We start from the raw sequence: 22,133 nt of genomic DNA on the forward strand, positions 1-22,133 counted from the left end.
GCCTCTCTGCCGGTGTGCCGCGGTACCGCCCTGGCTGCGGTTGTGGCTGTGTTCAGTTGAGTTTCATGCACAGTGACATCACCAACTCCCAGCACACGGGTTCGTGACGCCCGCAGTGTTGATCCGGCCCTGAATGTTGGCGCCGCCGGTGACTACGACGGAGGTTTTGCCTTCTTCGCCCCCAATATCGAACGTGAAGTGGGCGCCGCGGGGCTGTACGCCACCGGAGCCTGTGCTGCTGACGACGTGCCGGCCGGTGCCGGCGTCGGTCTTCCACCGGCTCACCCTGCTGTTGCCGGGAATCGGGTCGTCAGCGTAGTTGCGGTAGGCGTTGTGATAGAAAATGGTGTCGCCGTCGGCCCGGTCTTCCCAGATCCAGACCTCGCAGATCAGCCCGTCGTCGGTCTCTTTGGTGAGGTTGAGCTGCGTCTGCGGGAGGCCTTGAGTGTTGGTGAAGGTGGGAAAGATGCGGGCAGAGACCGACTCGCGTATCGCCTTGTTGACCTGTGCCGCGGCAGCATTGGCCTGGCTCGTGGCGAGGGTGCGTTCGGTCGCGCCCTGTTGAGCGGCGAGCCCGTTGCCAAAGAGCGAGGCGAGCACGGTGAGCACGAGCGCCGAGATCAGCACGACCATGATCAGTTCGACGAGGCTCATGCCGGCGTCTGATTTGGGGTGATCTGCGGCAGACATTAGGCACCCGCCTTGGCTACCCGCACGCGACTCTTGAGCGTCGCGACGGTGTCGCTGTCTTTTTTGACAGTGATGGTGACGGGAACAGTGCGGGGGTAGCCGCTGGTGGGGCAGGACCCGACCGTGATGAACGCGGTAAGCCCCGTGCCGGTGTCTGTTATGCCCGCAGAGTTCTGCCTAGCTTGGAGCGCGTTGCAGCTGGTCGTGCTGGTGCCGGGGTCTGAAGGAAATGCGGCCTGAATGCTAGTGAGCTCGCTGCGCGCAAAGTTGGTGCCAGCGAGCGTGTTCTTGTTGACGACCGAGTGCTGGGTTACTCCGATGATGAGCGGCAGTACGGCGAGCGAGAGAATGCCCATGAGAAACAGGGAGATCACGATCTCGACCATGCTCATGCCGGCATCCCTCTTGTCATCCTGCGCACGGGTCTTCCTGCTTTTGTCATCCTGCGCGAGGGTGACCCTCTTGTCATCCTGCGCGAGGAACGAGTCGCAGGAGCCATCCCAAGCGACCTTGCGCCCACGGCGGCGGGAGTCGCAGGATCCACCCCGCATCACACGACGAACGAGACCCTGCATACGGCGTGTAACCAAGTACAGCATGCGGCTCATCCTCTCGAGGAGCGAAGGTTATGGGGTGGGGCACCCGGGCCCGGCGGTCGCGTCGGGTCCGCCGTCGGTGCGGGTCACGAGTACGCATATCGTGTCGACGGAGTCGGGTTGCCCCGACTCCCACTTCACCTCGAACGGTGGGTCGACGCTTGCGGCACTGGGGAGGGTCGCAGCGTTGCCGGCCGAGAGCTGTACAGCGGCGTCGGTGGCGACGTTCGCGGCGAGAGCCTTGCCTGTGCTCTGGCGAGCCTCTTCTTGAATTCCACTGAATATGGGAACAGCGGTTACGGCGAGAATGCCAAGAATCGCCACGACCACGATCAGTTCGACGAGCGAAAAACCCGTGTCTGCCGGTGTCATGTTGTCGGTCACGCTGCCGACCCTGGCTGGTTCGTGATTCATGACGCCCTCGAAATATGTGACGCTATCCAGTGATAAACAAAGTTGGTAGGGCTGAAAGTCCCGGGCCACGGGTTCCTGGCGGAGTCAGGAATCCGGGACCCGAGACTTGGCTCACGGTGCCTAAGGGGTGCAGCCAGGGCCCTTCTCTGCTGATTCCCCACCTTCGTGTGTTGCCTCGACGCAGATTTTGTCGATATCGGTAGGAGTGCCGCCGATAAAGGCGTAAGAGAAATCATCGTGATCAGCAGGTACTTCCGCGTCGTCTCCGCCAGCCATCGCAGCCGCAATTTGTGAAGCTGCATTTGCGGCAGCGGCATCCGTGGCGCTCTGGCGAGCAGTTGCCTGAATGCCGCTGAAGATCGGGATGGCGACCGCGGCGAGGATGCCGAGGATCACGACGACGACGATGAGCTCAACGAGCGAGAATCCCTGCTCGCCGTCTTCCTTGCGGGCCTTCGCGGCCTCAAGGTAGGACTTGATGGTGGTACGCATCTTATTCTTCCTAACTGGTGAGTACTCGCTCGCGCGAGGGCGAAATCTGAAACAAACGCGCCGCCAGAGGAAGCTCTGTAACACGCTTGCTGATTCACAAGTTTGGAGTGAGTGGGCGCAGCTCGGCGCACATAGGAGGTGGGTGAGGCGATAATCACCAAGCCCCATCACCCACCGTTATGCTTTCGTTACCGTCGGCTGGTTTGCGGCTCGCACCAGGTAAAACAAAAGTGGGCCCGGTTCAAAAGAACCGTGCCCACTTGAGTGAGTGCTGCTAGATTGCAGCCGCTGTGATTAGTCGCCGCGCAGAATCGCGAGGATGCGCAGGATCTCGACGTAGAGCCAGATCAGCGTCACCATGAGGCCGAAGGCCGCCGACCACGCCCACTTCTCGGGCACGCGGTTACGCACGCCGTTCTGAATCAGTTCGAAGTCCATCACGAGCGAGTACGCCGCGAGCAGCACGGCGAGACCACCGATGAGCACACCGAGCGGAATACCAAATACGGTTGCGCCGCGCATGCCCCACGGGTCGTCGGTCGCACCAAACATCATCATGCCGACGTTGATGAGCGAGAACACGAGGTACCCGACCATCGCGACCAAGAAAATCTTGGTTGCGCGGGGGCTGGTGCGCACCTTGCCGCTGCGAAACAGCAGCAGGGTTACACCGAACACCGAGAGGGTGCCGATGATCGCTTGCGACACGATGCCGGCCCACTGCGCCTCGAAGATGCCCGAGATGCCGCCAAGGAAGACACCCTGGAACACCGCGTACAGAATGATGAGCGGAACGCTCGGCTCCTTCTTGAAGGAGTTGACGAGGCCGAGCACGAGGCCAATGATTGCAGCGGGGATTGCGAGTGCCGGCAGGAACCAGCCGACCGCACCAAACGCGAGCACGATGAGAAACAGCGCCACGGTCTTCGAGATCGTGTTCTCGTACGTCATCGGGCGGTCTGACGGGGTGACCTGCGGCGGCTGCTGTGCGCCGAAGCCCTGATCGGTGGCCGGGGCGTCTACGCCGGGGCGCTGCGTCTCGGCTGCGGGCTGATCGTAGATGCGGCGCAGCTCATCGGCGGTAAGCGTCTTGCCGTTGAGTGCGGGGTTCTTACTAAGAGCCGGGTTGCTCATGCGTCGGGGATCCTTTCCTCGCGTATGTATGCGCCCAGCCTATCGAAGAGCGCCCAGGCTGCGGCTGTGATTTAGCCTGTGTAACTGCCCAATTGTGCTGAGTGATTGTGCCGCTGGCGAATGGTCAAGTATCCGCGTCTAGTCTGGTGGCATGCACAGCACGGCTCAGCGTACGCTCGTCATCGGTCACCGCGGCGCCCCGGGGTATCGCCCCGAGCACTCAGAGGCCTCATATCGGCTCGCATTTGAACTCGGAGCAGACGCGGTCGAGCCCGACATTGTGGTGTCGAAAGACGGGGTGCTCGTGGTGCGGCACGAAAATGAAATCTCTGGCACCACCGACATCGCGCACCGCCCCGAGCTCGCGCACCTGCGCACCACAAAGACTGTCGACGGTGAGAAGTTGACGGGCTGGTTCACCGAAGACCTGACCTGGGCCGAGCTGTCGACGCTGCGCTGCCGCGAACGGCTCTCGAAACTGCGCCCAGACAACACGGCATTCGATGGCCAGCAGCCCATCTTACGGCTGCGCGATGTGCTCGCGATCGTTGACGACGAGACGAAGAAGCGCGGCCGCACGCTCGTGCCCGTTATAGAAGTCAAGCACGCAGCCTTCTATCTCTCCGTCGGCGTCGATATTGGCGAGCTCCTCAAGGGCGAACTCGAGCAGGCCGGCTGGAGCGACAAGGGCGACGTGCTCGTTATCGAATCGTTTGAGCTGGGCGTGCTTGACCGGCTGAAGGCGGCGGGGGTACACGCCTCGTTCGTGTTCTTAACCGAGCGCCTTGGTGCGCCCGCAGATGAGCCGTTGCCCGGTGCCCCACACCGCAGCTACGCCTGGTACCGCAGCGACGAAGGGCTCGAGCTGCTGGCGGGCCGTGTCGACGGCATTAGCGTGGCCAAGAGCAGCCTCTTGAAACTGAATGCGTTGGGTCGAGCCACGGGCCCCACTGATCTGGTGGCGAGAGCACATGCGCGAGGGCTCAAAGTGTTCACTTGGACGCTGCGCCCCGAGAATCGTTTTCTTAACCCCCGGTTTCAAACCTCGCTGCACCCCGCCGAGTGGGGCAAGTGGCAGGCAGAGTTCGACATGATTCTCGCCACGGGCGTCGACGGCATCTTCGTAGACCACCCCGATCTCGGTGTCACGCTTCGTGACGCTCATTTAGCTAACTGACTCCTGGATCCTGCGAGTCGCAAGCTCCCGCAGGATGACGTGGGGGAGGTAGTTCCCGCAGGATGACGTGGGGAGGTAGTTCCCGCAGGATGACGGGGAAGATCCGCTACCGCCCGGCGCACTCACCCACGAGATTCGCCTCCATGAGAGCCCGCAAACTTGATCCGGAGGCGCCTCGATCGAGCAGATAGCCGAGCTTCGCGATCGCAGCCTCGACCGTTAAATCAGAGCCGTCGATCACGCCGGCCGCGGCGAGCTCGCGGCCCACCGCGTAGCGCGCCAGGTCGACGCCGCCGCCCGCGCACTGCGTGATCGCGACGACCGGCATGCGCGCGCCGATCTCGCGCAGGGTACCGAGCATGCCCGGCCGCGCCATGGGCGCGTTGCCGCTGCCGTAGCACTCGAGCACGAGCGCGTCGGGGTTACCAAGCGTTGCGCACCTGAGATCTTCGGCCGTCACACCGGGCACGAAGCGGTACGCGAGCACGCGCGCCGAACGCGGCCGCGTCTCGCCCTCGCCCGTGGGCACCCCGAGCGCGCCCTGTGCGAGCGGGCGCTCGGCGCGAAACGCCTCGAGCGCCTCGGTGTCGTGCTTCTCTGCCCGCACCGCCGGCAGCAGCTTGCCGCCAAACGCGATCGACACGGGCGCGGCCTGCGACGCACGCACCGACGCGCGAATCGCGAGCGACAGGTTATCGATCGCGTCAGTGCCTTCGGCGCCGTGCGCGAACTGGCTGCCCGTGACGACCACGGGGCAGCCGAGATCTGCGAGCTCAAACGCGAGCCTGGCCGCCGTGTACGCGAGGGTATCTGTGCCGTGCGCGATCACGACGCCCCGCGGCCGGTGCGTGCGCACGCGCGCCCTGATCGCGCGCGCAATGCGCGGCGCGGTATCGGCCTCAGCGTTCGCGCTGTCGATCGCCGGCAGCAGGTGATTCACGCGCGGCTCGACGCCCAGCGGCGCGCAAATGCCCTCGACGATCTGCTCGAGAATCTCTGGAAAATCCGGATCAGGCGCCAGCCCCGCATCGGTTGCCCGCATGCCGATCGTGCCGCCCGTGGCAAAAACGAGAACAGAGGGCTTGGAGGCGGTGGCAGACACGGTGGCGGGGGCAGCAGACATACCCTCTATTGTGACTGATCGCCCCTGGCATAGAAGCCATCGCCCGATGTCAGGGGTGAGGCCTAGACTGGAACGCACAATGAGCGACTTCGAACTTCTTGACCCCTCGGGCCTGCCAATCGGTGATGCTACGGGCGCGGGCGGCGCCGATCCGCTGCTTGACGGGCTCAACCCCGCTCAAGAGCGGGCAGTGGTGAGCCGGGGCCCCGCGCTGCTGATCGTGGCAGGAGCGGGCTCTGGCAAAACCCGTGTGCTCACACACCGCATCGCGCACCTGATTCGGGGGCGCGAGGCTTGGCCGAGCCAGATCCTCGCGATCACCTTTACCAACAAGGCCGCCGCCGAGATGCGCGAGCGCATCGGCGGGCTGCTCGGAGGCGCTGCCGAAGGCATGTGGGTGTCAACGTTCCACTCGGCGTGCGTGCGTATTCTGCGCCGCGAGGCCGAGCGTTTTGGCTACGTCTCTGGCTTTACGATCTACGATTCGGCCGACTCGCGCGCGCTGCTCAAGCGCATCATCAAAGAGACCGACGCGGCAAGCTACGGTTTCACCCCGGCAAACGCGGGCGGCAAAATCTCCAAGCTCAAGAACGAGCTGTCAGACGTCGACGCGTTTCGTGCGACCATGAACGAGGCGGATCCACGCGACCGCCTGTTCGCTGAGATCTTCACGATGTACGAGCAAGAGCTGCGGCGCGCCAACGCCTTCGACTTCGACGACCTCATCGGGCAGACCGTGCACCTGTTTCGCGCGCACCCCGACGTCGCCGCCGTCTACCAACGACGCTTTCGGCACATTCTCGTCGACGAGTACCAAGACACGAACCACGCCCAGTATTCGCTCATTCGCGAGCTCACCAGGCCGGTGTCGGCCGAGCAAGTGGAACACCTGATGCCGCCGGCGCGCGCCGGCGAGCTCGACGCCTCAGGGCAGGTGCCGCCGGCCAGCCTCACCGTCGTCGGCGACTCAGACCAGTCAATCTATGCGTTTCGCGGCGCCGACATTCGCAACATCGTCGAGTTCGAGCGCGACTTTGTGGGCGCAGAGGTTGTGAAGCTCGAACAGAACTACCGTTCGACACAAAACATTCTGTCGGCCGCGAACGCCGTGATCGGCAACAACTTCGACCGGCAAGAGAAGAACCTGTGGTCCGCCGAGGGCGACGGCGAAAAGATTGTCGGGTTTACGGGCTACTCGCAGCACGACGAGGCACGGTTCGTTGCCGAAGAGATCGAAGACCTGCACCGAGCGGGCCTCGCCTACGGCGACGTCGCAGTGTTCTACCGCACCAACTCACAAACGCGAGCCCTCGAAGAGCTGCTGATTCGTTCGGCGATTCCATACCGTGTGCTCGGTGGCACCAAATTCTATGAGCGTGCCGAGATTAAAGATGCGATGGCCTACCTCACGAGCATCGCAAACCCCTACGACCCGATCGCGTGGTCCAGGCTGCTCGGTGCCCCCAAGCGTGGCATCGGGCCGATGGCCGAGGCGCACCTTGCTATCTTCCAAGAGACTGAGGGGCTCTCGTTTCACGAAGCCATGCAGCGCGCCGCCGAAGTGCCGCAACTCGGCCCCAAGCTGCGCACCACCGTGCTTGAACTCGCAGACCTGTTGACCCGTGCCGCGAACATGGCGGCGGGCGGCGGGGCCACCGACGTATCGGGCGAGGAGGCGACCCCCGCGCCGGTGGGCGATGTCATCAAACTGATTCTCGATGAGACGGAGATGATCGAGAAGCTGCGCGCCAAGCGTGATCCGCAAGACGACGCACGAGCCGAGAACCTTGAAGAGCTCATTGCCGTGGCCCGCGAGTTCGATGTGAAACAACCCGGTGCAGGCCTCATCGCGTTTCTCACCGAGGTGAGCCTCGTGGCCGCCGCCGACGACCTCGACGACACGAGCGGAACCGTCTCACTCATGACGATGCACACCGCGAAGGGACTCGAGTTCAAAGCGGTGTTCATCACGGGCGTCGAAGAGGGGCTGCTGCCGCACCAGATGTCGATGGACGAGACGGGCGGCGTCAACGAAGAGCGGCGGCTCATGTACGTGGGCATCACGCGTGCGCGCGAGCGGCTGTATCTCACGCTCGCCTCCACACGCGCCACCTTCGGCGACATCGCCGCGGCGCTACCCTCACGGTTTCTGCAAGAGATTCCCGAGGGGCTCGTGCACTGGCGGCAGTCGCCCGGCGAGGTCACCAGCCGGGGCGGCACCCAGTCCCGGGCGCTCAACGCGCCGCGAAGCGGCGGTGCTAGCGGCGGGTTCTCCTCGCGCACCAGCAGAGAGTCGAACGTGACATTTGGTGGGGCCAGCAGCATGAGTGGCAGCGCCGCGGTCTCAGAACCCGCGAGCGGCAAGATGCAGTCGGCGCTCGAGCAGTGGCGCGAACGCAAGCGGCTCGCCAAAGCGGCACAGGCCGCGGGCGGTGGTTTTCCCAACACGATCGGCATCGACGCGCGCGACAACAGCGGTCTCGCGCTTGCGGCGGGCGACCGCATCAAGCACGAAGACTACGGTGAAGGGCGCGTCACGAGCGTCACCGGCGAGGGCAGCAAACGCGTCGCTCACGCTGTCTTTGACTCGGTGGGGGAGCGCAAGCTGCTCGTCAAGCTCGCCCCCATCACCAAGGTCGACTAACAAGATCGACTAATAAGGTCGACTGACAAGCGCGCCCGGCAGGCCCGCGAGCTACGTGCGCTCGCGGGCTTTGATCCGGATCAAAAACAGCTGAGGCCTTCACCCCGCGGGATGAAGGCCTCAGCCGGTTACCACCGGCGGTTGACGTTTGTGCTCGTGCGGTTGACGAACCCTAGCGGGCGGGGGCACCGCCCAGCAGGGTCTGAAAGTCGGCGACGACGTGATGGAACGCGTCCTCGTTGGTTTCAATGTCGCCCGCGCCTTTGACCCAGTCCATCATCTGCGCCGAAACGATCGAGTGCACGATCGTGGCGGCAAGCCAAGCCTCGCGCTCAATCGACTCGAGCTTGCGGTGTTCAGGGTGCAGATGCAGCCACGACAGCGTCGCCACAAACAGCGGGCCCGATGACTCGAGCATATTGATCTGTGACATGCGTGCCGCCTCGGGCTGTTCGGCAAACAGCTGCATGCGCAGGCGTGCGACCTCGGTGTTGACGCTGCGATGACCGATCGCCGCAAACAGCAGACGATAAATGCCCAGCGGCAGATTGTCGGGCGAGGTATCAAGGATCGCGAAGGCTTCGGGGCCTTCGGGAACAGTGATGGCGCGCCCGACAATGGCGTAGTCGCGCGCTGAGAAATAATTAAAGAAGGTGCTTCGTGAGATGTCGGCCATTTCGCAGATGGCCTCGACGGTGACGTGTTCGACACCGTTCTCAAGGGCTAGCTTTACCGCTGAAGATTCGATTGCGTTTTCAGTGGCGCGGCGCTTGCGTGCGCGCAGGCCCTCGGGCTTTGGGTCCTCGGGGGTGTTCAAGAGTGTCTTCTCCAGCCGAGCCACGAGTCGGGGTGAATGGTGCGCCAGTGGTAAGGCTTGTGAGCGAGGCTTCGCTATGGTGGCACGGCTGTCCATAACATTAGTAGTAAAGACTGAGAAGCGGCCCCCTGTTTTAGGTGCGCTTGTGATTTCGATCAGGTGTCATGAATCACCCCTTACAAATGCGGTGCTAGACTCGTTCATTGGTCGACTTATCTCGACATCGAGACATTTTCTGCCTCGTGTTTCCCAGCAATCACAAGCAAAGGACAGTACGTGGATCTGTACGAGTACCAGGCGCGAGACCTCTTTGAGCGATATGGAGTGCCGGTGCTTGCCGGCATCGTCGCCGATACTCCCGAAGAGGTGCGCGCAGCCGCCGAGAAGCTTGGCGGCGTCGTAGTAGTGAAGGCCCAGGTCAAGATCGGTGGCCGCGGTAAGGCTGGCGGCGTGAAGGTTGCCAAGAACCCTGACGAGGCGTTTGAAGCCGCGAAGTCAATCCTCGGGCTCGACATCAAGGGCCACGTGGTTAACCGCGTAATGGTGGCCGCGGGCGCGAACATCGCAGAGGAGTACTACTTCTCAGTGCTGCTCGACCGGGCAAACCGTTCATACCTCTCACTGTGCTCAGTTGAGGGCGGTATGGAGATCGAAGAGCTTGCAGTGGAGCGCCCCGACGCGCTCGCGCGCATCGAGGTCGACCCGATCACGGGCATCGACGCGGCTAAGGCTGAAGAGATTGCACGCGCGGCACGCTTCCCCGAGGAGCTCGTGGCCAAGGTAGTGCCCGTGTTCCAGAAGCTCTACGAAGTGTACGTAGGCGAAGACGCCACCCTCGTTGAGGTGAACCCGCTCGTGCTTACGGGCGAAGGTGAGATCGTGGCGCTCGACGGTAAGGTCTCGCTCGACGAGAACGCCGACTTCCGTCAGCCCGAGCACGCTTCGCTCGAGGACAAGGCAGCAGAGGACCCGCTCGAGGCCAAGGCTAAGGCGCAGGATCTCAACTACGTGAAGCTCGACGGCGAGGTGGGCGTCATCGGTAACGGTGCGGGCCTCGTGATGTCGACGCTCGACGTAGTCGCTTACGCGGGAGAGAACCACGGCGGCGTGAAGCCCGCCAACTTCCTCGACATCGGCGGCGGCGCTTCGGCTGAGGTTATGGCCGCAGGCCTTGACGTGATCCTCGGTGACCCGCAGGTCAAGTCGGTGTTCGTCAACGTCTTCGGTGGCATCACCGCGTGTGACGCTGTGGCGAACGGCATCGTGGGCGCGCTCGAGAAGCTCGGTGAGTCGGCAAACAAGCCGCTCGTGGTGCGACTCGACGGCAACAACGTTGAAGAGGGCCGCCGCATTCTGAACGAGGCTGCGCACCCGCTCGTAACCCAGGCCGCGACGATGGACGAGGGCGCCGATAAGGCCGCCGAGCTCGCCAACGCCCGATAGCCCGCGCACCTAGACTTTAAGGAACTTAAGAGAATGTCTATCTTCCTAAACAAGGATTCGAAGGTCATCGTCCAGGGCATCACCGGCGGCGAAGGCACTAAGCACACCGCACGCATGCTCGCGGCTGGCACCCAGGTTGTTGGTGGCGTGAACGCGCGCAAGGCGGGCACCACCGTGTCGCACGTCGACGCCGCGGGCAACGCCATTGAGCTGCCCGTCTTTGCGAGCGTTGAAGAGGCAATGGCGCAGACCGGTGCAGACGTGTCGGTCGCGTTCGTGCCGCCGGCGTTCACCAAGGACGCAGCAGTCGAAGCCATCGACGCTGGCATTGGTCTGCTCGTCATCATCACCGAGGGTGTGCCGGTCAAGGACTCGGCTGAGCTGTGGGCGCACGCCAAGGCGACCGGTGGCAACACCCGCATTATTGGCCCCAACTGCCCCGGCATCATCACGCCGGGTGAGGCGCTTGCGGGCATCACTCCCGCGACGATCACCGGCAAGGGCCCCATCGGCCTCGTGTCGAAGTCGGGCACGCTCACGTACCAGATGATGTACGAGCTGCGCGACCTTGGGTTCTCGACCGCTATCGGCATCGGTGGCGACCCCGTCATTGGTACGACGCACATCGACGCGCTCGCCGCGTTTGAGGCTGACCCCGAGACGAAGGCGATCGTGATGATTGGTGAGATCGGTGGCGACGCTGAGGAGCGCGCAGCCGAGTACATCAAGGCGAACGTGACGAAGCCGGTTGTGGGCTACGTTGCAGGCTTCACCGCCCCCGAGGGTAAGACCATGGGCCACGCTGGCGCCATCGTGTCGGGCTCGGCGGGCACCGCTCAGGCGAAGAAGGAGGCCCTCGAGGCCGCCGGTGTCAAGGTGGGCAAGACGCCCACCGAGACCGCAGAGCTGCTGCGTACGGCTTTCGCAGCGCTGTAGACACGAAGCATCTTATGCGCGCAAGCGCATAGCGAAGCGGCCGGGGGAGACCCCGGCCGCTTCGCTATGCGTTTGGGCAGGGGTGAAGTCAAAGTTAAAGTTAACAAAATTGGGCCTCATTTTGTCAAAGTTAACGCCCGCGCTCGTCGAGAGATCATCTTTTCATGCGCTGGGAACTGGCCCAAGATGTGCCTGCGAACGCAAGAACGAACGCGACCGTGAGCCAAGCACGCGTACGCACCGATCGCGTCACACACGGTAATGCAGCGGGTGGCACCCCGCGGGCCGCGGGATACTGGGCGTAACCCCACCTCGTCGTCCCAGGAGCCCTCCCATGTCACAGCCCGCAGCCCAGCGCCCCGCCCAGGCCCGCCCCGTCGGTGCCCACCTCGTCGGCAGCATCAACTTCGACAATGCAGAACAGACCATGCGTACTGCGGCAGAGCATCTCGGAGGGCACATCAAGCGCATCCCCGACGGCGAGGTGGGTGAGCGGTTTCACTGGATCGCGTTTCAGCCGGGGCGCATCGCCCAGACTCCGGGTATCGAACGCGTCGGCGACACCCCCATTCAGCTGCGCACACTCGACCTGCGCGCCGTGCGCCTCGCCGACGGGGTAGAAGCCGCAGATCTCAAGCTTGCGCCGCTCGGATACGCTGCGGCGGCGCTCGAATCGTGGCAAACTTTTGCGCGGTTGCAGGCCGACGGCGTGATTCCTAGCGACACCCGCTTCCAAGTGTCGCTCCCCACCCCGCTCGGGGTGGTCGGCAGCTTCGTGCGCGCCGAAGACCGAGCCGCGTTTGAGCCCGTATACGAGGCAGCCCTCGCGGCCGAGCTCGAGCAGATTCTTGCGGCGATACCACATGACAAGCTTGCGATTCAGTGGGATGCCGCGCTCGAATTCGCGATCCTCGAGGGCAGCGCCTATGCCGCCCGCGGTGGCCAGAAGTACGAGTGGTTTGACGATGTATGGGCGGGTACGAGTGAGCGACTCGCGCGTCAGATCGGCCGCGTACCCGCGACCGTCGAGGTGGGGGTGCACCTGTGCTACGGCGACGTTGCAGAGAAGCACTTCGTCGAGCCCGGCGACACCGCTTACCTGACGAGGTTCGCAAATCTCGTCGCTCAGCAGGCAGGGCGCACACTCACGTGGCTGCACCTGCCGGTGCCCATCGAGCGTGACGACGCCGCCTACTTCGCGCCGCTCGCAGACCTGGCGATCGACGACGCGACCGAGCTCTACCTCGGGCTTGTGCACCGCGAAGACGGTGTGGAGGGAGCCGAACGACGTATCGCAGCCGCCCGCCAGTACGTGGCGCGCGAGTTTGGCGTCGCGACCGAGTGCGGCTTTGGCCGCGCCCCCGAGGGGGTGACCGTGCCGCTGTTTGAAACGCACCGCGCGGTGAGCCGCGCACTCTAGTTGTGTGGGTTAGTAGCGTGTCCCGGCCCTCCGGCTCCGTCACCAAATAGTGCGCCGGTGGCCTCGTATCGCCCGTATGGTGGCTTCCAGCAAGAAGTCACCCCGGTCGGGTCGGCGTACAGCAGCACTTTCATCATCATCGCTGGGTCATACGGGGGTGCGCCCTTTCTGGTTCTCGTGCGACGCGTACACGAGAGGGAGGCCGAGTGGATGATCAACGATCTCGGAGATGAAACGGGCTTCTTCGTCTTCGCCGAGCCAGTCGCGGCAGCATCCAGGTGAAGCAATCCATCGTCTACACCATTTCCTGCGCTCGTCTTTTGCTATTTGATCAAGGGTTTGCTTGCCTTGTGGGGCGTGTGTGGGTGATGTGTCTTGGAGGTGGGTTGGTGGCTGGTGGTCTATATGCCGAAGGGCTGGCTGGTGTCCTTGGGCGCAGACTGCCCGGGCCATTCATTGCCCACGAGTCGGCATCGAAATGACGAGTCGTCACGATAAAAGCGTATTTATCGTGGCGGCTCGTCATTTCGGTGCGTAGTCATGCCTGCTCGCGGCTGTGGTCATATGGCGGGACGCATTACCGACCCACGCAGCTAGGAGGGGCTACACAAACGCGGGCTCGCAAGACGGCCAATCAGCTCAGTGGCTACCAGTGGTTACCAGCGGCGCAGAGTAAGCTTCTGAAGCAATGAGAGCGATAATAACGGCCGTGGTCGCGGCGATTGAAGGCTGCGCGGCGGCACTGGCGGGTATCGCGCTGATCGCCCTCCCTGCGCTCCTTCTGTGGGTGGTGACATTCGGTATAGCGGCCGAACCGAGCGACGTGGCCGCCGCCGTCGCGGGCACCTGGCTGCTCGCGCACCTGGTGCCTATGCAGTTCGAGCTCTCGCAGGAGACCATGCTTGGCATGGGGCTCGGGCAAGATGCGCTCACGTTCACGCTGTCGCTCGCCCCGCTCGCGATCACGCTTGTCTCGGTCGCCTTCGCGGTGCGGGCGGGCAGACGACTGAGTCGCCGCGGCCGCAGCGGTGCTGCCGGCATTGTAGGTGGCACCGCAGGGTTCGCCGCGGTCGCATGGGGTGTGGCTACCGTCGCGGGCGACTACAGCGCCTGGCCGAGCGCCGCCGCGGTCGCTGTGCCCGCGCTCGTCTACCTGGCGCCGGCAGCGGTCAGCTTCGCGATCGCGGCCGCGGTAGGGCACGAACACTGGTGGTCACTCTGCGTGCGCGGCATGCAGCGCGGGCTCGAATTTCTCGGCGTGCAAGGATCGGTGGCGGCGTTTCCTGCCCGCGCCGCGACTGTGGCGCGGCTCACCGCAGGAGCCCTCGCGGGCGTCATCACTGTCGCCGCCGTCGCCCTCGCCGTCGCACTTGCGGCGGGGTTTGCCGACGTGATCGCAATCGCACAGGCACTGCAACTCGACATGCTCGGCTCGCTGCTACTGTTTCTCGCGCAGCTCGCCCTGCTGCCCGTCGGCGTAATTTGGGCGCTCGCGTGGCTGAGCGGCGCGGGTTTCGTGGCGGGTGGCGCGTTCTCGCCATTTCATGACACCGCGGCGTCCCTCCCGTCGCTGCCCATACTGGGCGCGCTGCCCAGCAGCTGGGGGTCGTTCGGCGCGCTCGCGCCGGTGTTGCTCGTGCTCGCGAACCTGGCAGTCGGCGTGCTACTCGCTCAGAGCGCTGAGCTGCGCCGTGCCTCGTGGCCGATCGCTCTCGCGCTGCCAATGATCGCGGCGGCCTGCACAGGCCTCGCCGTGGCTGGTCTCGCCGCCCTCGGCTCCGGATCCCTGGGCCCGGGTCAACTCGCGGCGACGGGCCCAGCCCCCTGGGTGACGGGTGGGCTCGTCGCTGCCGAGGTGGCCGTGGGTCTCGTGCTCGGTGTTGCGGCGGTGCGACTCGATTATTCACGGGTGCGCGAAGTGCTGCCCGAACCGGTGGCGCGGTGGAGTGCGGCTCGCGCAGACAGGGCCGCGGGCTCAGCGAGCGCAGGGTTCGCCGGAGCGGGCTTCGCCGAGGCTGAAACCGTCGACCTGTCGGCGGTACGCGATGAGCGTAGCCTTCACGATGACTACGACACAGAGCCTGCGGGCGCTCCCGTTGTCGACCTGTTCGCCGAGGTACTGCACGAACCGGTCGGGGCACGTGCTGACGACGACGCCTACGGCACCGACTCTTACGGCACCGACTCTTTCGACACCGAGGCGCTCGACACCGAGGCGCTCGACAGCGACTCTTTCGACAGCGACTCTCTCGACACCGACGTGATCGCGTCTGACGCGCTCAATGCCGTACCCTCTGACGGGGAGCCACTCGATACGGGCGAAGTTCGCGCGGCGGCGGGGGATCCGGAGCAGGCGGCTGCGCCCGAGCGCGCCGAAGACACTGCGTTCGACATTGAGACGATGAAAGACACAGGCGAAGTGCCCGAGCCTGCCGCGCCGCGCGAAGGCCCGCGAGATGCCGGGCGACCGGGCGAGCGTGCGCGCAGCGCGCTCGAAGACGCCGAAGCTATCGAGCGCGCGTTTGCCTGGGACGCGAATGATTCGGGCGGCCTCGATGACCTACGTGGCGGCGGTGCTCGCGCTCGTGATGACAGTGGCAGCGATGACGCGGCGGCAGGATCTGAGAGTAAGCGCGGGCGCTTTCTGCGGCCGAATTGGCGCGGATCGAGGAAGTAGGGCTATGGTGGGGTCTGTAATCCACGGGAGTCCCTGCGCGAGGGGCTGAGAGGAAGCACGCGAGCTTCGACCGTTTAACCTGATCTGGTTCATGCCAGCGGAGGAAGGACGGCTCAATGAAGCCTGCAATCTCAACCACTCTCGGTGTACTCGCGGTCTCGGCTTTGGCGCTGACCGGCTGCGCGACTGACAGCGTAGGGCAGGCGGGCGCGCAGCCCGCAGCCGGCGGTGACAAGAGCGTCACGCTGGTGGTGCACAGCTCGTTTCCGAACGAGGAGTTCGCGGCCGCCGCGAGCAAAGCGACCGGCTACGACGTCGAGGTGATCGAAGCCGGTGACGGCGGTGAACTCACCAACAAACTCGTGCTCACGCAGGGTGCCCCGATCGCCGACGCATTCTTTGGCGTCGACACGATCTTCGCATCACGGCTCATCGACAGCGGTGCAGTCGAGGCGTACACACCCGCCGCGCTGCCTGCGGGCGCCGCCGACTTTGCGATCGAAGACTCGGGGCTTACCCCCGTCGACTTCGGCGCGACCTGCGTGAACATTGACACCGGCTGGTTTGCCGAGCAGGGTATCGCCGAGCCTGTCACGTACGAAGACCTCACGAAGCCTGCGTACCGTGATCAGACGGTGCTGCTCGATCCGACCGCATCGTCGACGGGCGCATCATTTCTCGTGGGCACGGTTGCCGCGTTTGGCGACGAGGGCTACGTGAAGTACTGGCAGGACCTGCTCGATAACGGTGCTCGCATCGAGCAGGGCTGGAGCGACGCTTACTACGGCCAGTTCACGCAGGGCGGCGAGTCGGGCAAGAAACCCATCGTTGTGTCGTACGCCTCGTCACCCGCGTTCACCGTGAACGAGGCGGGCGACGCCACGACCACGAAGGCGCTGCTTGATACCTGCACGCGACAGACCGAGTACGCTGGCGTGCTCGAGGGGGCAGCGAATCCCGAGGGAGCGCGGGCCGTCGTCGACTACCTCGTCTCACACGAGTTTCAGAGCACCATCGCCGACGCGATGTACATGAACCCCGTCGACGACACCGTCGAAATGCCCGAGGCGTGGGCCCAGTTCGCTCCTGAACCGACCGCCAAGCAGGCGCACGACCTGAGCGCCGCCGAGATCGAGCGCGGCCGTGAGGGCTGGCTGCGCACCCTTGGCGACGAGATCGGGTTGTAGCCCCTGCCGACTCGCAGCGCAGGCCGCGCGCACGCCGCACGCCGCACTTCTTACGCACGCCGCACACCCCGCGGCCAGGCCCTCTGGTGGAGCCTGGCGGCGGGGTTGCCGCTCGCGTTCTTGACGCTGTTTTTTGTGTGGCCCGTGCTGTCGCTCATCGCCACGGGATTTTTATCGGGCGGCAAGTTTGATGCGAGCGGGCTCGGCGAGGTCTTTGGCTCGCCCCGCACGTGGCGGGTCATCGGGCAGACCCTTGCACAGGCCGGGCTTACCACCGCCGCGTCAGTTGCGCTCGGGCTGCCAGCCGCCTACGTGCTGTATCGGCTCGAGTTTCGTGGCCGCGGTCTTGCGCGGGCGCTCATGACCGTGCCATTCGTGCTGCCGACCGTGGTGGTGGGTGTCGCGTTCACCGCGCTCGTGGGGCCGGGTGGGCCGCTCGAATGGACGGGCCTCGACCGTTCACTCACGGTGATCGTGGCGGCGATGACCTTCTTCAACGTGCCGGTGGTTGCCCGCACGGTGGGCGGCTTCTGGGCGAGGCTCGACGACAGCGCGTGGGCCGCCGCCCGCGTACTCGGGGCAGGCCGGGTGCGCGCCTGGACCAGCGTCACCCTGCCCGCGCTCGCCCCGGCGCTCGCGTCGGCGGCAGCGCTCGTGTTCTTATTCAGTGCGACATCGTTCGCGATCGTGCTCGTGCTGGGCGGCCGCGCGTTCTCGAACGTCGAAACCGAAATCTACCGCCTCACGGTGCAGTTTCTCGACCTGCGGGGCGCGGCCGTGCTTTCGCTCGCGCAGTTCGCCATCGTGGGAGCAGCGCTCGCGGTGTCGGCGTGGCTGCGGCGCCGGGGCGAACGCGCGACCCACATCGTACGAGAAGACGAGCGCGGCGCCCGCCCCACGCTCGCAGACCTCCCCGCGATCGCAGTGTTCGCGGCGACGCTCATGCTGCTGCACGCGCTCCCTATCGCGACGCTCGTGGCACGCTCACTGCGCGGGCCAGACGGCACATGGAGCCTCGCAAATTACGTGGCGCTCGTCATTCCGCCCCCCGATTCCCCGCTGCGTGGCAGCGTGTTTGATGCAGCGTGGCTATCACTCAGGATCGCGCTCATCGCGGCGCTCCTCGCGATGGTGCTCGGCACCCTCGTCTCGCTCGTGCTCTCACGCAGGCCGCGGTCGGCCGCTCTGCGCCGCGGCATTTCGCTCTTCGACGGGCTCGTCATGCTGCCGCTCGGAGTCTCGGCGGTGACGCTCGGCTTCGGGCTCCTCATCACGATGAACAAGCCGCTCGGCATCGGCTTCGACCTGCGCACATCGGTCGTGCTGATTCCTATCGCGCAGGCGCTCGTCGCGCTGCCGCTCGTGGTGCGCACCATGCTGCCGGTGCTGCGCGGCATCGACCCCGAGCTGCGCTATGCCGCCGCCGTGCTCGGCGCGGGCCCCGGCCGCGTGCTGCGCGCCATCGACCTGCCGCTCGTGGGCCGCAGCGCGGGCCTCGCCCTCGGCTTCGCGTTCGCCGCGTCGCTCGGAGAGTTCGGTGCGACCTCGTTTCTCGTGCGGCCCGGCGCCCAAACGCTGCCGGTCGTGATTGCCGAGCTGATCGGCCATCAGGCCCCAGGCAGCTACGGCGCGGGCCTCGCCGCCGCGGTCGTGCTCGCATCGATTACCGCGACCGCGATGGTGCTCGCCGAGCGGTTTCGCACCGACCAGCTGGCGGCGTTCTGATGGGCGGCACGACGCTGAGCGACGCGCTGCGCCGCGATGAGCTTCCTGGGCCGGCAGACTACGACGTGCTGCTCATCGACGGGCGATCCGGATCAGGGAAAACCTCGCTCGCCGAGCGTGCCGTGGCCGCGGCACGCCTGTGCGACCTCGACCCGCAGCTGCTGCACGTGGAAGACCTGTACCCCGGGTGGGACGGGCTCGCGGCAGGCTCGCGCTCGCTCGCCGGGGTGCTCGCCCAGCGTGCTTACCGCCGGTATGACTGGCTCGCGGGGGAGTTTGGCGAGCGCGTGGTGATCGGGCCCGAGCTGCCGCTCATCATCGAGGGGTGCGGCGCGCTCACGCGCGAGTCGCTCGCCGCGGCGCAGGCGTTTGCGGCGGGGCGTGCTCGTGCGACTGGGCAGCCCGACGACCAGAGTATCGTGGCGCCCGGCGCGCGCGTGCTCAGCGTGTGGCTCGAGTGCCCGGCAGATGAGCGGCAGGAGCGTGCGCTTGCCCGCGATGGAGACACGTATGCCCCGCACTGGAACCGGTGGGCCGAACAAGAAGACGCGCTCTACGCGCGCACGCGTCCGTGGCTCCTCGCTGACCGCATCGTGCGCAGCGCGAATCAGCCGGCGGAGCACTGAGAGTGCCCGCGCGGCGGGTAGACTAGTCGGGTGCTGAAACTTGCGGTTTTGATCTCTGGCGGCGGTAGCAACCTGAAGGCGCTCATCGACGCGACCGAGCAGCCCGGGTTTGGGGCGCGCATCGTGTGCGTTGGTGCCGACACCGACGCCCCGGGCCTCGCCCACGCAACCACGGCGGGCATTCCCACATTCATCGTGCGCCCGCGCGACTACGGCAGCCGCGAAGAGTGGGGGCAGGTGCTCGCCGCCGCGATCCAAGAACACGGTGTGGGCACGGGTCCCGAGCCGGGACTCGTCGTAAGTGCGGGGCTGATGCGGATCCTGCCGGGCGGTTTCGTACGCGAATTCTCGCCGAACCTGATCAACACCCACCCCGCCCTGCTGCCGCACTTCCCGGGCGCGCACGCAGTGCGCGACGCGCTCGCAGCGGGTGCCACCGAGACCGGTGTGACCGTGCACATTATCGACGAGGGCGTTGACACCGGGCCCGTGCTGCGCCAGGCGCGCGTAGAGATTGAGTCGGGCGAGGCCGAGCCCGAGCTGCACGAGCGCATTAAGCAGCTCGAGCGGCCGCTGCTTGTTGAGACCGTGCGCGAGATCGCTGAGGGCACCCTCGTGCTCGGTGCTTAACGCCATCGTGCGCGGTGCGCGCCGCGCACCCGCCAAGACCAACGATTTGTTCGACCCACTCGAGAAACCAAGGAGCCCCATGGCAGTCCAGAGCCACGATCCCAGCCTCTACGAACACCGCGACCAGGTGCAGGTGCGCCGCGCCCTGATCTCTGTCAGCGACAAAACCCGCATCGCCGAGCTCGCGACCGCGCTCGTCGAGGCCGGCGTCGAGATCGTGTCGACCGGGTCAACCGCCGCGACCATTCGCGACGCGGGCCAGCCCGTGACCGACGTGGCCGAGGTCACCGGCTTCGCCGAGGTGCTCGACGGCCGCGTCAAGACGCTGCACCCCGCCGTGCACTCGGGCCTGCTCGCAGACCTGCGCCTCGCCGCACACCGCGACGAGCTCGAGAAGCTCGGCATCAAGCCGTTTGAGCTCGTGGTGGTGAACCTCTACCCGTTCGAGGAGACGGTCGCGCAGGGCAAGCCCGCCGCCGACGTCGTCGAGAACATCGATATCGGTGGCCCGTCGATGGTGCGCGCGACCGCTAAGAACCACGCGAACGCCGCGATCGTGGTGTCGCCCGCGCGCTACGACGAGGTCATCGCGGCGGTGCAGTCGGGCGGCACCTCACTCGACCTGCGTCGTTCGCTCGCCACAGAGGCGTTCATTCACACCGCACAGTACGATGCGGCCGTCGCCAACTGGTTCCTCGATCAAGACGAGCAGGGCTGGGGCGCAGACGAGGCCGAGGGCGCCGACTCGATCGAGGCCGACGCCGAGGTGTCGTTCGACGTGCTCTTTGAGACGCCCGGCGAGGGTGCCTCGATCAGCGAGAAGACGGTGGGCTACGAGATCTTTGGCATGCGCGAAGACGTGCTGCGCTACGGCGAGAACAGCCACCAGCGTGCGGCGCTCTTTACCGAGCTCGAGGGCACGGGTATCGCGCAGGCGCAGTTGCTGCACGGCAAGGCCATGTCGTACAACAACTACGTGGACGCCGACGCGGCGCTGCGCGCAGCGTTCGACCACGAGCGCCCCGCCGTGGCGATCATCAAGCACGCGAACCCCTGCGGCATCGCTGTCGCACCCGAGGGAGCTGCCGACCCGATTGCGGCGGCGCACGAGCTGGCACACGCCTGCGACCCCGTTTCGGCGTTCGGTGGTGTGATCGCCGCGAACCGTGTTGTGACCGCCAAGATGGCTGAGACCGTGTCGGGCATCTTCACCGAGGTGATCGTGGCCCCCGGCTTCGAGCCCGCCGCCCTCGAGATCCTCACGCAGAAGAAGAACGTGCGGCTCCTGGCGCTGCCCGTCGACTTTGCACCCAACCCGATCGAGCTGCGCCAGATCTCGGGCGGGTTCTTGCTGCAGGACTCAGACCGCACGTTTGCGCCCGCCGCCGAGTGGACCCTCGCCACGGGGGAGCCGGCAGACGCTGCGACGCTCGCCGACCTCGAGTTCGCGTGGCGCGCCTGCCGCGCAGTGAAGTCGAACGCGATTCTGCTCGCGACTGACGGCGCCTCGGTGGGTGTGGGTATGGGCCAGGTCAACCGTGTTGACTCGTGCCGCCTCGCGGTCGATCGCGCGGGTGACCGTGCGCGCGGTGCGGTGGCAGCCTCAGACGCGTTCTTCCCGTTCGCCGACGGCCTGCAGGTGCTGCTCGACGCCGGTGTGCGCGCGGTTGTGCAGCCCGGTGGCTCGGTGCGTGATGCCGAGGTCGTTGAAGCGGCGAAGGCAGCCGGCATCACCATGTACTTCACGGGTGAGCGCCACTTCTTCCACTAAGCGAGGGTGAGCGGCTGGCGACGGGCAGGTACCGTCGCCAGCCGCTTTTTCGTGTCACCCGCGTGCTGCGCCTGCCGCGCGCCGTGTGCCCGCGCAGCGCAGTGCGAGTAGCAACGCAACGGCGGCTGCCCCCGATGCTACGTCGATCGCGACGTCGCGCACTTCGCCCGAGCGTCCCGGCACGAACAGCTGGTGCACCTCATCAGAGATCGCGTACGCGGTCACAAACACGAGGCTCAATACCGCCACTGTCGGTAGTGAGAGCGCCGATCGAGGCCGTGTAAGCGCAACACTGCGCAGGGTCTCGAAAGCGAGCAGCCCCAACACGAACTATGCGGCCGCGTGAGCGCCTTTGCGCACGAGCAGCGTAATCGTGTCGAGCTGCAACGATGCTCCCGCGCCTTGTACGTAACCCGCGATAGCGTCGCTCGGCACGTCAGAAGCGTCGCCCGGCTGCGCCGAAAGCGCGAAAATGAGCCCCATCCACGCCGCGAGCAGCGTCAAGAACAGCGTCACGCGAAGCCACATGCGTAACCTCCCTCGTGCTGTGCTGTCACCGCGTTGCAGAGCGCGGCGTGCACCGCGCTGTCTACCCTAAAGTTCATCGGCCGCCCTCATCGTAACAACCGAC

General features: G+C 65.6%; 19 protein-coding genes, 1 pseudogene and 1 riboswitch. Of the genes and pseudogenes, 12 read left to right on the forward strand and 8 right to left on the reverse strand.

Annotation, left to right across the window (positions count from 1 at the left end):
* Positions 1-78: 78 nt before the first annotated feature.
* The 5 genes from ACXR2W_RS03945 to ACXR2W_RS03965 all read right to left on the reverse strand — a co-directional run bounded on the left by ACXR2W_RS03945 (position 79) and on the right by ACXR2W_RS03965 (position 3,326).
* The gene (locus ACXR2W_RS03945) at positions 79-690 is read right to left on the reverse strand and encodes a type IV pilus modification PilV family protein (protein WP_458815029.1); all 612 of its coding nucleotides are present in this window, start codon (positions 688-690) and stop codon (positions 79-81) included.
* Positions 690-1,298 carry a type IV pilus modification PilV family protein gene (locus ACXR2W_RS03950; RefSeq protein WP_458815031.1) on the reverse strand — a complete coding sequence of 203 codons (609 nt, stop codon included), beginning with the start codon at positions 1,296-1,298 and terminating at the stop codon, positions 690-692. Before ACXR2W_RS03950 ends, ACXR2W_RS03945 begins: the two co-directional genes overlap by 1 nt.
* A gap of 18 nt (positions 1,299-1,316) precedes the next feature.
* Positions 1,317-1,700, reverse strand: a complete 384-nt coding sequence (locus ACXR2W_RS03955) for a type IV pilin protein (protein ID WP_458815033.1) — start codon at positions 1,698-1,700, stop codon at positions 1,317-1,319.
* A 120-nt stretch (positions 1,701-1,820) separates the two neighbouring features.
* Positions 1,821-2,192 (reverse strand): prepilin-type N-terminal cleavage/methylation domain-containing protein, encoded by a 372-nt coding sequence (locus tag ACXR2W_RS03960; RefSeq protein WP_458815035.1) that lies wholly within the window; start codon positions 2,190-2,192, stop codon positions 1,821-1,823.
* Between the two features lie 294 nt (positions 2,193-2,486).
* Entirely contained in the window at positions 2,487-3,326 is an 840-nt protein-coding gene (locus tag ACXR2W_RS03965; protein WP_458815037.1) for a Bax inhibitor-1/YccA family protein, read from the reverse strand.
* A 151-nt stretch (positions 3,327-3,477) separates the two neighbouring features.
* Here ACXR2W_RS03965 and ACXR2W_RS03970 point away from each other — a divergent pair, with 151 nt between their 5' ends.
* Positions 3,478-4,503 carry a glycerophosphodiester phosphodiesterase family protein gene (locus ACXR2W_RS03970; RefSeq protein WP_458815039.1) on the forward strand — a complete coding sequence of 342 codons (1,026 nt, stop codon included), beginning with the start codon at positions 3,478-3,480 and terminating at the stop codon, positions 4,501-4,503.
* 106 nt (positions 4,504-4,609) lie between these two features.
* On the opposite strand, the gene ACXR2W_RS03975 is transcribed toward ACXR2W_RS03970, so the two are convergent.
* Complete coding sequence (locus ACXR2W_RS03975) at positions 4,610-5,626, reverse strand: asparaginase domain-containing protein (RefSeq protein WP_458815041.1); 1,017 nt, start codon at positions 5,624-5,626, stop codon at positions 4,610-4,612.
* Between the two features lie 79 nt (positions 5,627-5,705).
* Between ACXR2W_RS03975 and ACXR2W_RS03980 the strand changes: the two genes are divergently transcribed.
* Positions 5,706-8,270 (forward strand): ATP-dependent helicase, encoded by a 2,565-nt coding sequence (locus tag ACXR2W_RS03980; RefSeq protein WP_458815043.1) that lies wholly within the window; start codon positions 5,706-5,708, stop codon positions 8,268-8,270.
* 172 nt (positions 8,271-8,442) lie between these two features.
* On the opposite strand, the gene ACXR2W_RS03985 is transcribed toward ACXR2W_RS03980, so the two are convergent.
* Entirely contained in the window at positions 8,443-9,087 is a 645-nt protein-coding gene (locus tag ACXR2W_RS03985; protein ID WP_458815045.1) for a TetR/AcrR family transcriptional regulator, read from the reverse strand.
* A 276-nt stretch (positions 9,088-9,363) separates the two neighbouring features.
* On the opposite strand from ACXR2W_RS03985, the gene sucC reads away from it, so the two are divergent.
* The 10 genes from sucC (at position 9,364) to purH (ending at position 21,502) form a co-directional block, all read left to right on the forward strand.
* The gene (gene sucC, locus ACXR2W_RS03990; protein ID WP_458815047.1) at positions 9,364-10,530 is read left to right on the forward strand and encodes an ADP-forming succinate--CoA ligase subunit beta; all 1,167 of its coding nucleotides are present in this window, start codon (positions 9,364-9,366) and stop codon (positions 10,528-10,530) included.
* Positions 10,531-10,563: 33 nt separating this feature from the next.
* Positions 10,564-11,466, forward strand: a complete 903-nt coding sequence (sucD, locus tag ACXR2W_RS03995; protein WP_458815049.1) for a succinate--CoA ligase subunit alpha — start codon at positions 10,564-10,566, stop codon at positions 11,464-11,466.
* A 164-nt stretch (positions 11,467-11,630) separates the two neighbouring features.
* On the forward strand, positions 11,631-11,771 hold the full coding sequence (locus tag ACXR2W_RS04000; RefSeq protein WP_458815051.1) for a hypothetical protein: 141 nt from the start codon (positions 11,631-11,633) through the stop codon (positions 11,769-11,771).
* Positions 11,772-11,800: 29 nt separating this feature from the next.
* Complete coding sequence (locus ACXR2W_RS04005) at positions 11,801-12,886, forward strand: uroporphyrinogen decarboxylase/cobalamine-independent methonine synthase family protein (protein WP_458815053.1); 1,086 nt, start codon at positions 11,801-11,803, stop codon at positions 12,884-12,886.
* A 688-nt stretch (positions 12,887-13,574) separates the two neighbouring features.
* Entirely contained in the window at positions 13,575-15,563 is a 1,989-nt protein-coding gene (locus tag ACXR2W_RS04010; protein ID WP_458815055.1) for a cell division protein PerM, read from the forward strand.
* 13 nt (positions 15,564-15,576) lie between these two features.
* Positions 15,577-15,686, forward strand: a riboswitch (TPP riboswitch).
* On the forward strand, positions 15,680-16,750 hold the full coding sequence (locus ACXR2W_RS04015) for a thiamine ABC transporter substrate-binding protein (RefSeq protein ID WP_458815057.1): 1,071 nt from the start codon (positions 15,680-15,682) through the stop codon (positions 16,748-16,750). It overlaps the preceding riboswitch by 7 nt.
* Before the next feature lie 120 nt (positions 16,751-16,870).
* The gene (locus ACXR2W_RS04020) at positions 16,871-18,475 is read left to right on the forward strand and encodes an ABC transporter permease (protein WP_458815059.1); all 1,605 of its coding nucleotides are present in this window, start codon (positions 16,871-16,873) and stop codon (positions 18,473-18,475) included.
* A complete protein-coding gene (locus tag ACXR2W_RS04025) occupies positions 18,475-19,101 on the forward strand; it encodes a nucleoside/nucleotide kinase family protein (protein ID WP_458815061.1) in 627 nt (208 codons plus the stop codon). Before ACXR2W_RS04020 ends, ACXR2W_RS04025 begins: the two co-directional genes overlap by 1 nt.
* A gap of 30 nt (positions 19,102-19,131) precedes the next feature.
* A complete protein-coding gene (gene purN, locus ACXR2W_RS04030) occupies positions 19,132-19,731 on the forward strand; it encodes a phosphoribosylglycinamide formyltransferase (protein ID WP_458815063.1) in 600 nt (199 codons plus the stop codon).
* A 79-nt stretch (positions 19,732-19,810) separates the two neighbouring features.
* Positions 19,811-21,502: a bifunctional phosphoribosylaminoimidazolecarboxamide formyltransferase/IMP cyclohydrolase gene (purH, locus tag ACXR2W_RS04035; RefSeq protein WP_458815065.1), complete on the forward strand. Its 1,692-nt coding sequence runs from the start codon at positions 19,811-19,813 to the stop codon at positions 21,500-21,502.
* Positions 21,503-21,556: 54 nt separating this feature from the next.
* Here purH and ACXR2W_RS04040 read toward each other — a convergent pair.
* Positions 21,557-22,030 (reverse strand): annotated as a pseudogene (locus tag ACXR2W_RS04040) (VanZ family protein).
* Positions 22,031-22,133 lie beyond the last annotated feature (103 nt).

This window comes from Leucobacter faecis, from assembly GCF_054456695.2.

Excerpts from the sequence above, each read along its gene's own strand:
- ACXR2W_RS03945 (WP_458815029.1), bottom strand. The coding sequence starts at position 690 with ATGTCTGCCGCAGATCACCCCAAATCAGACGCCGGCATGAGCCTCGTC.
- ACXR2W_RS03950 (WP_458815031.1), bottom strand. The coding sequence starts at position 1,298 with ATGAGCCGCATGCTGTACTTGGTTACACGCCGTATGCAGGGTCTCGTT.
- ACXR2W_RS03955 (WP_458815033.1), bottom strand. The coding sequence starts at position 1,700 with ATGAATCACGAACCAGCCAGGGTCGGCAGCGTGACCGACAACATGACA.
- ACXR2W_RS03960 (WP_458815035.1), bottom strand. The coding sequence starts at position 2,192 with ATGCGTACCACCATCAAGTCCTACCTTGAGGCCGCGAAGGCCCGCAAG.
- ACXR2W_RS03965 (WP_458815037.1), bottom strand. The coding sequence starts at position 3,326 with ATGAGCAACCCGGCTCTTAGTAAGAACCCCGCACTCAACGGCAAGACG.
- ACXR2W_RS03970 (WP_458815039.1), top strand. The coding sequence starts at position 3,478 with ATGCACAGCACGGCTCAGCGTACGCTCGTCATCGGTCACCGCGGCGCC.
- ACXR2W_RS03975 (WP_458815041.1), bottom strand. The coding sequence starts at position 5,626 with ATGTCTGCTGCCCCCGCCACCGTGTCTGCCACCGCCTCCAAGCCCTCT.
- ACXR2W_RS03980 (WP_458815043.1), top strand. The coding sequence starts at position 5,706 with ATGAGCGACTTCGAACTTCTTGACCCCTCGGGCCTGCCAATCGGTGAT.
- sucD (WP_458815049.1), top strand. The coding sequence starts at position 10,564 with ATGTCTATCTTCCTAAACAAGGATTCGAAGGTCATCGTCCAGGGCATC.
- ACXR2W_RS04000 (WP_458815051.1), top strand. The coding sequence starts at position 11,631 with ATGCGCTGGGAACTGGCCCAAGATGTGCCTGCGAACGCAAGAACGAAC.
- ACXR2W_RS04005 (WP_458815053.1), top strand. The coding sequence starts at position 11,801 with ATGTCACAGCCCGCAGCCCAGCGCCCCGCCCAGGCCCGCCCCGTCGGT.
- ACXR2W_RS04010 (WP_458815055.1), top strand. The coding sequence starts at position 13,575 with ATGAGAGCGATAATAACGGCCGTGGTCGCGGCGATTGAAGGCTGCGCG.
- ACXR2W_RS04015 (WP_458815057.1), top strand. The coding sequence starts at position 15,680 with ATGAAGCCTGCAATCTCAACCACTCTCGGTGTACTCGCGGTCTCGGCT.
- ACXR2W_RS04025 (WP_458815061.1), top strand. The coding sequence starts at position 18,475 with ATGGGCGGCACGACGCTGAGCGACGCGCTGCGCCGCGATGAGCTTCCT.
- purH (WP_458815065.1), top strand. The coding sequence starts at position 19,811 with ATGGCAGTCCAGAGCCACGATCCCAGCCTCTACGAACACCGCGACCAG.